The 12,669-nt window shown below is 46.8% G+C and carries 14 protein-coding genes; 7 read left to right on the plus strand and 7 right to left on the minus strand.

Features of this window, described 5'->3' with window-relative positions; genetic code table 11:
* Positions 1 to 84: 84 nt before the first annotated feature.
* Positions 85 to 729 (plus strand): isochorismate family cysteine hydrolase YcaC, encoded by a 645-nt coding sequence (gene ycaC / locus G4O42_RS14895; protein WP_014418745.1) that lies wholly within the window; start codon positions 85 to 87, stop codon positions 727 to 729.
* Between the two features lie 309 nt (positions 730 to 1,038).
* Here ycaC and G4O42_RS14900 read toward each other — a convergent pair whose 3' ends face one another.
* On the minus strand, positions 1,039 to 2,211 hold the full coding sequence (locus tag G4O42_RS14900) for an iron-containing alcohol dehydrogenase (RefSeq protein ID WP_003152109.1): 1,173 nt from the start codon (positions 2,209 to 2,211) through the stop codon (positions 1,039 to 1,041).
* A gap of 86 nt (positions 2,212 to 2,297) precedes the next feature.
* Positions 2,298 to 3,461: an iron-containing alcohol dehydrogenase gene (locus tag G4O42_RS14905; RefSeq protein ID WP_032876828.1), complete on the minus strand. Its 1,164-nt coding sequence runs from the start codon at positions 3,459 to 3,461 to the stop codon at positions 2,298 to 2,300.
* A 230-nt stretch (positions 3,462 to 3,691) separates the two neighbouring features.
* Here G4O42_RS14905 and G4O42_RS14910 point away from each other — a divergent pair, with 230 nt between their 5' ends.
* On the plus strand, positions 3,692 to 3,928 hold the full coding sequence (locus G4O42_RS14910; RefSeq protein WP_003152104.1) for a DUF378 domain-containing protein: 237 nt from the start codon (positions 3,692 to 3,694) through the stop codon (positions 3,926 to 3,928).
* A gap of 51 nt (positions 3,929 to 3,979) precedes the next feature.
* Here the strand turns inward: G4O42_RS14910 and yugI are convergent, their stop codons facing one another.
* From yugI to G4O42_RS14925, 3 genes are all read right to left on the minus strand, one after another.
* Positions 3,980 to 4,372, minus strand: coding sequence for a S1 domain-containing post-transcriptional regulator GSP13 (gene yugI / locus G4O42_RS14915; protein ID WP_007408653.1), 393 nt, complete (start codon positions 4,370 to 4,372; stop codon positions 3,980 to 3,982).
* Between the two features lie 196 nt (positions 4,373 to 4,568).
* Positions 4,569 to 5,738, minus strand: a complete 1,170-nt coding sequence (locus G4O42_RS14920; RefSeq protein ID WP_025285179.1) for an aminotransferase — start codon at positions 5,736 to 5,738, stop codon at positions 4,569 to 4,571.
* Entirely contained in the window at positions 5,739 to 6,239 is a 501-nt protein-coding gene (locus G4O42_RS14925; RefSeq protein WP_003152098.1) for an Lrp/AsnC family transcriptional regulator, read from the minus strand. It abuts the gene before it with no gap.
* 152 nt (positions 6,240 to 6,391) lie between these two features.
* On the opposite strand from G4O42_RS14925, the gene G4O42_RS14930 reads away from it, so the two are divergent.
* Positions 6,392 to 7,213, plus strand: coding sequence for an alpha/beta fold hydrolase (locus G4O42_RS14930; protein ID WP_032876825.1), 822 nt, complete (start codon positions 6,392 to 6,394; stop codon positions 7,211 to 7,213).
* A gap of 24 nt (positions 7,214 to 7,237) precedes the next feature.
* On the opposite strand, the gene G4O42_RS14935 is transcribed toward G4O42_RS14930, so the two are convergent.
* A complete protein-coding gene (locus G4O42_RS14935) occupies positions 7,238 to 7,498 on the minus strand; it encodes a DUF1871 family protein (RefSeq protein WP_003152094.1) in 261 nt (86 codons plus the stop codon).
* Between the two features lie 86 nt (positions 7,499 to 7,584).
* On the opposite strand from G4O42_RS14935, the gene G4O42_RS14940 reads away from it, so the two are divergent.
* The 3 genes from G4O42_RS14940 to kapB all read left to right on the plus strand — a co-directional run bounded on the left by G4O42_RS14940 (position 7,585) and on the right by kapB (position 10,588).
* The gene (locus tag G4O42_RS14940; RefSeq protein ID WP_007613397.1) at positions 7,585 to 8,748 is read left to right on the plus strand and encodes a MalY/PatB family protein; all 1,164 of its coding nucleotides are present in this window, start codon (positions 7,585 to 7,587) and stop codon (positions 8,746 to 8,748) included.
* A 122-nt stretch (positions 8,749 to 8,870) separates the two neighbouring features.
* Positions 8,871 to 10,154, plus strand: coding sequence for a sensor histidine kinase (locus tag G4O42_RS14945; RefSeq protein WP_032876822.1), 1,284 nt, complete (start codon positions 8,871 to 8,873; stop codon positions 10,152 to 10,154).
* A gap of 47 nt (positions 10,155 to 10,201) precedes the next feature.
* Positions 10,202 to 10,588, plus strand: a complete 387-nt coding sequence (gene kapB / locus G4O42_RS14950; RefSeq protein ID WP_032876819.1) for a kinase-associated lipoprotein KapB — start codon at positions 10,202 to 10,204, stop codon at positions 10,586 to 10,588.
* 24 nt (positions 10,589 to 10,612) lie between these two features.
* Here kapB and kapD read toward each other — a convergent pair whose 3' ends face one another.
* Positions 10,613 to 11,230 carry a 3'-5' exonuclease KapD gene (gene kapD, locus G4O42_RS14955; RefSeq protein WP_003152084.1) on the minus strand — a complete coding sequence of 206 codons (618 nt, stop codon included), beginning with the start codon at positions 11,228 to 11,230 and terminating at the stop codon, positions 10,613 to 10,615.
* Positions 11,231 to 11,381: 151 nt separating this feature from the next.
* Here kapD and G4O42_RS14960 point away from each other — a divergent pair, with 151 nt between their 5' ends.
* Complete coding sequence (locus G4O42_RS14960; protein ID WP_074534242.1) at positions 11,382 to 12,626, plus strand: multidrug efflux MFS transporter; 1,245 nt, start codon at positions 11,382 to 11,384, stop codon at positions 12,624 to 12,626.
* Positions 12,627 to 12,669: the final 43 nt, after the last annotated feature.

Consider the following 12,669-nt stretch of genomic DNA (forward strand, 5'->3'; position numbering starts at 1 on the left):
AACTTTCTATCTACACAGCATATGAATAGATTTACCGTTTTCAATTCACAAACTTACTTGCCTTAATTCAAGGAGGATTATAAAATGTCTGATCTATATTCCCGTCTTTCAAAAGATGATGCTGCCGTGCTTTTAGTTGACCATCAAACCGGCCTTATTTCCGGTCTCGTGCGTGACTATGGCGTTGATGAATTTAAAAACAATGTATTGGCTCTCGGTGATACGGCTAAATTCTTTGATTTACCGGTTATTTTAACAACCAGCTTTGAAAATGGACCCAACGGACCGCTCATGCAAGAACTCGTTGATCTCTTTCCTGATGCGCCAAAAATAGCCCGTCCTGGACAAATTAATGCATGGGACAATGAAGACTTTGTTAAAGCCATTGAAGCGACTGGCAAAAAACAGCTGATTATTGCGGGGGTCGTAACAGACGTCTGCGTTGCTTTTCCTGCGCTTTCTGCCATTAAAGCAGGCTACGAAGTGTTTGTTGTGACAGATGCTTCGGGGACGTTTAATAAGCAAGTAGCAGATGCATCATTAACGCGTATGGCTCATGGCGGCGCGCAGCTTATGAACTGGTTCAGCGTAGCGTGCGAGCTTCAGCGTGATTGGCGCAACGATGTTGAAGGTTTTGGCGCATTAATCTCCAGTCATCTTCCCGGTTATCAAAACTTAATGGGAAGCTATATGGGGGCGCAGCGGGACCTTAGTACACAAAATGCATAAAAGGAGCGCTGATTGAATCAGCGCCCCTTTTTTAAATTCGAAGTATAGCAAGGCTCTTCATCTTCATGATTTAGATTTTGTGTAAAAAGATGATCGGCAATCGCAAAGTTAATTGATCCTTTTCTGCTAAATGTACAGAAACAGGGAGTCAAAACCGCATCATGTGAGATTTCCATAGTTGTCTCATGGCAAGGGGTGTTTCACTTGCTCTTGATGCATTAATGAAAATATGGAAAGAGGGACTCCCCAAAACGGTTACATCTGCAGCTTGAAAATCTATTTCATCTTCACCCCGGGCGGGAATGTATCTTACAGTGACGCCTTTAAGATGGCAAGTACGTCATCTTTGTTCAGTTTTTGGAAATTGCCGAATCCGCCGTATTCCATTTCTTTTGCGGCGATGTCTGCGATCAGCTCAAGCTTGTCTTCACCAATGTCATAATCCGCAAGGCGGGACGGTGCGCCGAGGCTTGTCCAGAACGCGGACAATTTATCGATCCCTTCAAGCGCAATTTCTTTATCCGTTTTGCCTTCAGTATCAATGTCAAACATGTTGAGCATGAGGTTTTTAAAACGGTCTACATTTGTATCAAGCGTGTATCTCATCCAGTTCGGGAACAGAATCGCAAGTCCTCCCGCGTGAGGGATGTCATAAACCGCTGATACGGCGTGCTCCATCGTATGGGAAGCCCAATCGCCGAAATAGCCCATTTGCAGCGTGCCGTTTAATGCGATCGTACCCGCGTATAAAATCGTTTCACGGTGCTTATAGTTCTCAAGGTCTTCCAAAAGTTTCGGCGCTGTTTCAATTACCGTCTGAAGGACCGCAAAACACATTCTGTCCTGAAGCGGCGTGTTTTCAACATTGTGGAAGTATTGTTCAAATACGTGGCTCATCATATCCACCATGCCGTATACGGTTTGGTTTTCCGGAACGCTGAAAGTATTCTCAGGATCTAAAATGGAGAAACGCGGATGAGTGACATTGCTGCCCCATACGAATTTTTCGTTTGTTTCCCAATTTGTGATAACGGAATCAGGGTTCATTTCAGAGCCTGTCGCCGCAAGCGTCAGCACCGTGCCGAACGGGAGCGCGTCCTGCGCCGTTACTTTTTTGCTGTAAATGTCCCATGCGTCACCGTCATATTTCGCACCGGCCGCAATCGCTTTTGTACAGTCAATGACACTTCCGCCGCCGACTGCGAGAAGGAAATCAATCTCATGCTGTCTGCACAGCTCAATTCCTTTATTTACCGTTTCCAGACGCGGGTTCGGTTCAACACCCGCAAGCTCATGAACGGTTGCGCCTTCTTCTTTTAAGATGCCTGTTACTTGGTCATACAGGCCGTTTCGCTTAATGCTGCCGCCTCCGTAAACAAGCAGCACGTTTTTCCCGTATTGCTTCAGCTCTTTTTTCAATTGGTCGATTTGACCTTTTCCGAAAATCAGTTTCGTCGGATTGTAGTACGTAAAGTTCTCCATTTATCATGACCTCCAAAAAAATCGTAAGGGAATTACTATAACACAGAAAAAAAGGAGCTGCCAATCCGGCCGCCCCCTTTATGTTATTACAATGATGCTTTCAGTATCGCAAGCACGTCTTCTTTCTGCAGTGACTTGAACTGTCCGAATACTCCGTTTGCCATCGCTTTATCTGCAATCGTATCCAGCTTCTCATCAGAAATATCATAATCAGCGAGTCTGTTCGGAGCGCCGAGGCTCGTCCAGAAATCAGACAGCTTGCTGATTCCTTCAAGTGCGATCTCTTCATCTGATTTGCCTGTCTCGTCAATATCAAAGACACGGACGGCAAGCTGTTTAAAGCGGGCCGGATTTTCTTTGAGCACATGTCTCATCCAGTTAGGGAACAGAATCGCTAAACCTCCGGCGTGCGGTATATCGTAAACCGCTGATACCGCATGCTCGATGTTGTGTGTGGCCCAATCCCCTCTTGCGCCCATTGACAGCATTCCGTTTAATGCGATCGTGCCTGTATATAAAATCGTCTCACGAAGCTCGTAGTTCTCCAGATCATCGATCAGCTTCGGCGCTGTTTCAATCACCGTGCGCAGAAGCGATTCACACATCCGGTCCTGATACGGCGTGTTTGACGTGTGGTGGAAATATTGTTCAAACACATGGCTCATCATATCGACCATGCCGTAAATGGTGTGGTCTTTCGGAACGGTAAATGTGTTTACCGGATCGAGAATAGAGAATTTAGGGTAAACGAGCGGGCTTCCCCATCCGTATTTCTCTTGTGTCTCCCAGTTTGTGATGACTGATCCGGAGTTCATCTCTGAACCGGTTGCCGCAAGGGTCAGCACTGTTCCGAACGGCAGCGCTTCTTTCGGCTGGTGTTTTTTCGTGACGATATCCCACGCGTCGCCGTCATATTTAGCGCCCGCCGCGATGGCTTTCGTGCAGTCAATGACACTTCCGCCGCCGACGGCCAATAAGAAATCGATGCTGTTTTCTTTACAGAGCGCAACACCCTTGTTCACCGTTGAGACACGCGGATTCGGCTCTACGCCTGCCAATTCATGTACGGTAACTCCTGCTTTTTTCAGCAGTTCGGTTACTTGATCATAAAGACCGCTGCGCTTAATGCTGCCGCCCCCGTATACGAGCAGTACGTTCTTTCCGTACGGCTTGATTTCTTCAGGAAGTTTTTCGACCTCTCCCTTTCCGAAAATCAATTTGGTCGGATTCCAATATGTAAAGTTTTGCATGACATCTCCTCCTTTGGATTTATATTATGCAGAAAGATGACATTCAATGTAAAGCAATCCGCTTTTTTGACGGCACATCACACGGTTTACAGGCAGCGGCTTCGCGGGAAAGGCACTTGTGCAGCTTGAGACAGTGTGTGATTTACACAGCGGAGAATGTAGTATGCATAGATTCTTTGCTTTGTCACAATCTATAACTGTTTCACGAATTCATAGAGGAGGTTGTTTACATGAGTGTTATTCAGCGTATCTGTCTCGTATTAACGATTATCGGCGCTATTAACTGGGGACTGATCGGATTTTTCCAATTTGATTTAGTAGCAGCCATCTTCGGCGGCCAAGGATCAGCTCTGTCGCGGATTATTTACGGTCTTGTCGGCATCGCCGGTCTGATCAATCTCGGCCTGCTGTTTAAGCCGAACGAAGAAACATCCCGCGAGGAAGCGGCAAATCCGGAAGTCAGATAAACAAACATAAAAAAAGCACCGAACATACATATCCGGTGCTTTTTTTAATGATTATTTTTTGATAAGGTCTTTGCGGTTGGACTGTTCAATCCACTCTTCAAGCTTATCTTTCAATGTGTTGAAACCTTGCGGAGCAGATGTTTCTTCAGAAGCTTGAGCCGCTTTCGGTTTTCTTGGTTTGCTTTCTTTTCTTTCAGGCGCCGCTTGAGTCGCACGGATAGAAAGGCTGATTTTGCCTTTTTCTTCGTCAACCGCAAGTACTTTTACTTGTACTTCGTCACCGATTGAAAGGTGCTCGTTAATGTCTTTTACGAAACCGTGAGTGACTTCAGAAATGTGAACAAGTCCTTGAGTTTCTTCATCTAATGCAACAAACGCACCATACGCTTGTAATCCTGTTACTTTACCAGTGTAAACACTGCCCACTTCAAATTTTGCTGCCATTCATAACAACTCCTAAGTTAAATTAAATACAGATTATACGCAATTTAAAATTATATCATACAAGTTTGTTTTTCGCAAAGAGAACTTTTTTACATGATCATGTTTAAGCACAGAAAAATGGGGGTATACTATGATTACGAAGGCTTTCTAGTATTCCCCCCTTTTATTTGGATGCGAACCGGGTTCGTATCTTTTTTTATGCCCTTTTTTCAACAAACCGTTTGATTCTGACGAGCGCTTCCTGAATCTGCTCAATGGATGTCGCATAGGAACATCTGATGTAGCCTTCGCCGCTCGGGCCGAATACATTCCCCGGAACGACGGCTACTTTTTCTTCAATGAGCAGCTGTTCCGCGAATTCTTCTGAACTCATGCCGGTCGACTGAATGGAAGGAAACGCGTAAAATGCTCCGCCGGGGTGGTGGCAGCCGAGTCCGATTTCGTTCAATGTCTCCACAATCAGGTTTCGGCGTCTCCGATAGCTTTTCTTCATTCTTTCGACGTCTTCCTGGCCGTTTTTCAGCCCTTCAAGCGCCGCGTATTGCGCCATGGAAGGCGCGCACATCATCGCGTGCTGATGAATTTTGAGCATCGCATCCCTGATTACGGGAGGCGCCGCCGTAAATCCGAGTCTCCATCCCGTCATGGCAAATGCTTTGGAGAAGCCGGAAATGAGAACCGTGCGTTCCTTCATGCCGCGGATGGCCCCCATGCTCGTGAATGGCTCATCATACGTCAGCTCAGCATAAATTTCATCGGCAAGCACGATCAAGTCGTGTTTTTCAGCGAAAGCAGCGATGGATTCAAGCTCTTCTTTCGAATAGACAGAACCTGTCGGATTTGACGGCGAGCATAGAAGCAGCGCTTTTGTTTTGTCCGTCAGGGCCGCTTCAAAATCGGCGGCTGATGCTTTGAAACCTTTTGCAGCGACAGTCTGAATCGGCACCGGCTTCGCCCCCGTCAGGGTCACGAGTGATTCATATGCGACAAAACACGGTTCGGGAATTAACATTTCCTCTCCAGGATTCATAATGGCGCGGACAGCGAGATCAAGCGCCTGGCTTGCCCCTACAGTAACGATCAGTTCACTGTCAGGCGAATAACTCAGGCCGAACCGCTGATCTAAGTAGCGGCTGATTTCTTCTCTCAGTTCATAAAGACCCGCATTTGCCGTATAAGCCGTATACCCCTGTTCTAAAGAAAGAATACTCGCTTCCCTCACATTCCAGGCCGTCACAAAGTCAGGCTCTCCCACTCCCAGTGAAATGACGCCTTCCATCGTAGCGGCCAGATCAAAGAACTTGCGGATGCCTGACGGTTTAATCTGCTGCACGTAGTCAGATAAATAAGAAGTCTTCGTTTCCATTTACGGAGACACCACGATTCTTTTGTCATCGTCTCCGCTTTCAAAGACTTTGCCGTCATGCTTATATTTTTTCAGGATGAAGTGCGTTGTCGTGGAAACGACAGACTCAAGGGTGGACAATTTTTCAGACACGAAGCTTGCCACGTCTGACATCGTGTTGCCGCGAATAACGACGGATAAGTCATACACCCCTGACATCAGGTACACTGATTCAACTTCCTGGAATCTGTATATCCGCTCAGCGACTTCATCAAAGCCGACATTTCGTTTCGGAGTGACTTTTACGTCAATCATCGCCGTGACGCCTTCCAAACCGTCGACTTTGCGCCAGTCGATCATCGCCGCATAATCAATGATGACTTTTTCCTTTTCAAGCTTTTCAATGATGCTTTTAACTTCTTCAGCGGGAATGTTTGCCATTTTCGCGATCGTTTCCGCATCAACGCGGCTGTTTTCGTCTAAAATTTCTAATATTTCTGTTTCTTTTTCGGTCAGCTTCATACGTTTCACACCTTTGCATTATCAAAAATCTTCATGACATTATATCACGATTTTCGACAAATGCTAAGAAAAACCCGAAAGAAACCAGAGCTAAAATCTGACAATCAAAAAAGCCTTTACATTACAACAAAGAAAGGACGGCGAAGGCTCTCATGGAAGCTGTTTCACCGATTAAACGGGCCGCGATAGACGGAGTTGAGCTGTATTACGAGCATTATGAAAATCCCGGCAGACAGACACTCGTCTGCGTACACGGTTTTTTATCTTCGGCATTCAGCTTCAGAAAACTGATCCCGCTGCTCAGAAACCATTATGATATTATCGCCGTTGACCTGCCTCCTTTCGGGCAATCGGAAAAGTCACGGACTTTCGTATATACTTACGCAAACCTCGCCAAGCTTCTGATCGGACTTCTGGAAAAGCTCGGTATCAGCCGGGCCGCACTCATCGGCCATTCAATGGGCGGCCAGATTTCCTTATCCGCGTCTCTTCTCAGACCCGAGCTTTTTTCTAAAATCGTCCTGTTGTGCAGCTCGGGGTATTTAAAGCGCTCGCACCCGTCGATTATATTCGGGACGCATCTCCCTTGTTTTGACCTGTACCTTAAGTATTGGCTTTCAAAAGACGGCGTGCTGAACAACCTGTTAAATGTCGTTCACGACCGGACGCTTATCGATCAGGAAATGATTGACGGTTACGAAAAACCATTTACAGACCGCCAGATTTTCAAAGCGATGACAAGGTTTATCAGACACAGGGAGGGCGATTTAAAGCCCGAGGATTTGAAGAAAGTGCAAAACCCCGCTCTTTTAATCTGGGGAGAAGAAGATCGGGTCGTTCCGGTCTCAGTCGGAAAACGGCTTCATGACGACCTGCCGGATTCCATTCTGTATTCACTCAAGGATACGGGGCACCTCGTACCCGAAGAGCGCCCAGAGTTTGTTTCGGAGCGGATTTTTGAATTTATTCAATAAAAAAACCGGCGGAACCGCCGGTTTTTAAGGGGTGCAGGAGCTGCTTTCTTTTATGAACAGAAGCTGCTCGGCGGCCTTTTGGCAGCCTTCGATCGGAAGCTTTTGCTCAAATGAAGCTTCAAAGATATCCTGAATGGCTGCTGCCAGCTTGTCGGCACGGTCTTCACTGTAGACGGCCTGAACGATATCGACGGCTTCTGTCTCATAAAAATCTTCTCCATATTTAAACGGGTCCCACTTGGCAATGATTTTCATCATTTCCATGACCGCTTGGCTTTCTTCCATTTTCATCACCGCTTATAATAAAGTTTGCAATTCTATTTTATCATAGATACGCTGTGCAAAATAATGATACTACAGGAGTGACATACATGAACTTTGATCTTCGAGAAAACCGTCTTGGCACACAATCGGTGAAATGGGACAAGGCGGAAGCGTTATTCGGCGTATCGGATGCGCTTCCGATGTGGGTTGCCGATATGGATTTCCGCGCTCCCGAAGCGGTCACTGACGCCTTAAAAGCCCGCCTTGACCACGGCATATTCGGTTATACGTCTCCTGACGAAAACACAAGAGAAGCCGTCGCTTCATGGCTTGAGACGCGGCACGGCTACCGACCCGATCCCGCAAGCATCGCGTTCAGTCCCGGTGTTGTCACGGCAATCAGCATGGCCGTACAAGCCTTTACCGAACCGGGCGATCCGGTGTTGATTCAATCACCGGTGTATACGCCTTTTTATCAGATGATCAAGGAAAACAAACGGCAGGTTTTACATAACCCATTACGGGAAGAAAACGGCGTCTACTGCATGGATTTTGAGGATCTTGAGAAAAAACTGAGCGATTCTGAGGTCAAGCTGATGATTCTTTGTAATCCCCACAATCCGTCCGGCAGAGCGTGGAGCCGGGATGAGCTTATGAAGCTCGGATCGCTGTGCGCCGCCCATAACGTCACCGTCGTTTCTGACGAGATACATTCCGACTTGATGCTGTACGGAAAGCCGCATACGCCTTTCGCTTCTCTGTCTGAGGAGTTTGCGCGGATTTCCGTTACTTGTGTCGCGCCGAGCAAGACGTTTAATATTGCCGGCATTCAGGCATCCGCCATTATCATTCCCGATCGGTATAAGCGGGCGAAATTCTCCGCCGCATTGCATCAGAACGGGATTTCCAGCCTCAACACATTTGCGGTTGCAGCAATCGAAGCGGCCTATACAAAGGGAGGCCCTTGGCTTGACGCGCTGATTCCTTACATTGAAGGGAATATGAAATTGGCTGAGGACTTTTTAAGAAAAGAATTGCCGAAAGTCCGCATGATGAAGCCTGACGCTTCCTATTTGATCTGGATGGATTTCAGCGAATACGGATTTTCGGATGCCGAGCTCAAAGAAAGAATGCTCAAAAAAGGGAAAATCATATTAGAGCCGGGAACAAAATACGGACCGGGCGGCGAAGGATTTATGAGACTTAATGTCGGCTGTTCAGCCGCCGCCGTAAAAGAAGGGCTTGAGAGAATGAAAGCAGCGCTCGCTTAGCAGCGGAAAGAACGCCTTTATCAGATGAGATAAGGGCGTTCGCTTTAGAGAAATATATACTTTTTTTTCCGGTAAAGATGTTATAATAGATTCATATTTACATAGGAAAGGATTTCGCATAAATGGAGATTGTAAAGGATTACCTGCTTCACTTCTCTTTTATTCTATTCCCTATTTTTCTTTATCAAGTCTTCTGGCTCAGCAAGCCTGATTTGCTTGTGCCGAGAGCGAACCGCCTGCTGGTCGCCGTATTTGCAGCGTCATCTTCCTTATTATGTACGGCTTTTCCCATCCAGGAGCTTCATTCCGTCCGTTACGGTTTGCAGCTGATTCCCATTATCGTCTGCCTGCTTTATTCCGGTACCGCCGCAGGACTTGCCGCAGGGGCGGCATCCGTTTTTTTTCAGCTCATATGGTTTGAACCTTCCGCTCTTTTTTTCTTATCCTTAATTCCTTTTTTAATCATCATCCCTATCCAGCTCCAAACGAAATGGCCTTTTTTTTCAAAGCGGAAGAAACTGCTTTTCGCTCTTCTCATCGGCTGCACTGAAACCGCCTTATTAACCGCATCTGTCTTCATCTATTCCGCGACCAATATTTTCAATTTTCAAAATCCATCTTCCGTTTACTATGAGGCGGCAGTATCTGTTTTTTTTCAAGTCAGCTCCCTTTTGCTGTGCATTTATTTGATTGAGATCATCGATGAGAATGCATCCATGCGGGCAAGGCTGATTCACTCAGAAAAAATGGCCGTCGTCAGCGAGCTTGCGGCAAGCGTCGCCCATGAAGTCCGCAATCCGCTTACGGTCGTCAGAGGTTTTGTGCAGCTGCTGTTCAGCGGCGAGCAGCTTCAGGACAAATCCCACTCCGGATATCAGAAACTTGTGCTGTCCGAACTCGACCGGGCTCAGACGATCATTACGAATTATCTCGATATGGCGAAGCAGGATGACTATGAAAAAGAAAAGTTTGATATTTCTCTGCTCGTAAAGGAAACAGGTTCCTTAATGGAGTCTTATGCCCATTTTAAATCGGTGACCGTGACTGTTCAAAGCGAGCCTGATTTATATGTGTTCGGCGATGTAAAAAAACTGAAACAGGCCTTCATTAATCTGATTAAAAACAGTATTGAAGCCGTGCCCTCTGAAAACGGCCGAATCGAGGTCTCCGTCCAAAAACAGGAAGAGATGATTCTCATTCAGATTACGGATAACGGAATCGGCATGTCCGATGAAGAACTGCAGAAACTCGGCAAACCGTATTATACGCTGAAAACGAACGGCACCGGGCTCGGGCTTACCGTGACATTCTCGATTATTCAGCATCATGAAGGCTCCGTCTATTTCACCAGCGGCGAGCACTCGGGCACAACGGCCTCAGTCAGGCTTCCGGCAGCTGTTCACTAGCCAACCGCGTTGATCTTTTATAGAATAACTAGAGAGAGGTGAACGCTATGAATACGTTTGAAATCGGCACAATCGTAAAAGGGTTTTATAAAACAGGAGCATACATAGGGGAAGTGACAGACGTCAGGCCCAATCACTATTTAGTGAAAATTAAAGCCGTTCTGACGCATCCCGCTCAAGGAGATCTTCATCATCCGAAGCAGGCGGATGTTCCGTTTTTTCATGAAAGAAGAGCGCTTGCATTCGGGGAACAGACAAACATACCGCATCAGATGGTCAAACCGTTTGATGGCGAGGTGCCTGATTATACGGCTTCCTTACAAGCGGCGTCTGCCCGGCTGAAAGATCAGCTTACAGCGGACGGCTCAGAATGGGCGGAACGTTCGCTTACCAACTTGGCCGCGTTAGAGCGTGACTATTTTAAAAGAACTTGACCCAGTCGGCATGATTGGGTTTTTTTATGTGGCCCGGCGAAACAGTTCAGTCAGATCGACGCGATCACCGATCGTCGGAGGTTTCGGTTTTTCAAGATATTGTTTATCCCGCTCGACAAGCTTGAATAATTTGTATGTCGTCCGCGCATCATCCAGCGCTTTATGATGCGTGCCCGTCCCTTTATCGCCATACTCTTCTGCCGCTTTCCAAAGGCCGGTCAATGTTCTGTCGCCGAAGAAGTTTTTGTATTCAAGGGACAGATCCCGAAGTTCTCCTTTGAACGGAAAAGGGATGTGGTTAAACATGCAATTTTGCTTTAACACTTTCATATCCATATTGCCCCAGGTGACGATCGTGCAGTTTTTATCAGGATCAAGCTCATTTAATTTGCGGATGAATTCATTAAACGTGATTCCGCCGTCCACGTCTTTTTGGGTGATGTTCAGAAAGGTTTTGCATCGTTTCGTCAGCTTCGGAAATTTTTTCGGTTTGATATAACTCGAAAACGTTTCAGTCACTTCATCATTCACCGTCTTGACAATTCCCGCTTCAATAATTTCGGGAAAGAAATTTTGCGGGCTGTATTTTCCGTCAGGCATTGTAAATTCAAAATCAATAATGAGCAGACTGCGCTGATCCACTTTTTTTACACCTGCCTTTCCTCCGATCAAAAATGATATTTTATGATAGTATATCAGTTTCCCCTCTGAAACTTTCTTCATTTTCTAAAAATAATGAATTTTCCTATATCCGCATCGAAAATACAAATACCGGATTTATTCCTATATACTTATGATTAGACACACGAAAAGTAAAGAAGGTGATGTTATTTCTGTCCGTAAGAAGAACTTCGTTGTCATTTGGATTACAAATTTCTTTATTTCCGCCAGCATGACCATGATTGTTCCGTTTCTTTCGTTATATATCGAAACGATCAGCCCCCATTCGGGCGGGTATGTGCAGAGATGGAGCGGGTATGTGTTCGGCGTCACGTTTTTAATGGCGTTTGTGATTTCCCCGTTTTGGGGCAGATTCGGCGATAAGCGCGGCTACAAAAAAATTCTCTTGATTACAGGCACCGGCATTGCCGTCAGCATTTTATTGATGGGGTTTGTGACATCCGTTTATCAGCTGTTTGTCCTGCGGCTGCTTATGGGTCTAGTAACAGGCTTTGTTCCGACATCGCTTGCCATGATTTCGGCGCAGACGCCGAAAGAGACTGCCGGGAAAACGCTCGGCACGCTGCAGATGGGTCAGGTGTCAGGCACTTTATTCGGGCCGATGCTGGGCGGGCTGCTCGCTGACAGCTTCGGGTTTACGTACACGTTTTTTATTACGTCTTTTGTTATTTTCGTATCCGTGCTTCTCGTTTTATTTCAGGTGAATGAGCAGCCGCTCGGCGAGAAACAAAACAAGCGGAAAACCTATTCCAGAAAACAGGTGCTCTCCTATATTTTTCACCAGCCCGCGCTTTGGGCGATGATGGTGCTTACCATGATCGTGCAGACCGGCAATTTCAGTATTCAGCCGCTGCTCGCTTTATATGTCAATGAGCTGCACGGACCTGTTAATTTAGCTTTTTTCTCCGGAATGGCGTTTTCAGCGACCGGACTCGGAAGCTTATTGCTTGCCCGGAAATGGGGGGACTTCGGCGACCGCTTCGGCCACAGCCGGATCTTAATCGTGCTTTTGATTGCCTCAGCGGTGTTTTTCATTCCGCAGGCGCTCGCCTCCTCCCTCTCCATTCTGTTAGTCTTCAGATTTCTGTTCGGCATGGTCATGGGCGGCACGCTCCCCTGCATTACGGCCGCGATCCGCGTCAGGGCGCCGGGCAGCATCCAGGGAGAGGTGCTCGGCTATAACGTCAGCTTTCGTTTTCTCGGAAATGTGCTCGGCCCTCTGCTCGGAGGTGCGGTCTCGAGCGGTTTTTCCATTTCGGCTGCTTTCTACGTCACCGCCTTTCTCTTTTTAATAGGCGCGGGGCTTTTATGGATGGCGGGACATCTGCAAAAGGATACAGCGTCAAATGCGGGCTGACCGGCAGCGATCACGATTTCTTCTAAATTTAACCTTCTCGTAT

Origin of the sequence: Bacillus sp. LUNF1 (assembly GCF_011008975.1) — a bacterium.
Taxonomy (GTDB): domain Bacteria; phylum Bacillota; class Bacilli; order Bacillales; family Bacillaceae; genus Bacillus; species Bacillus velezensis.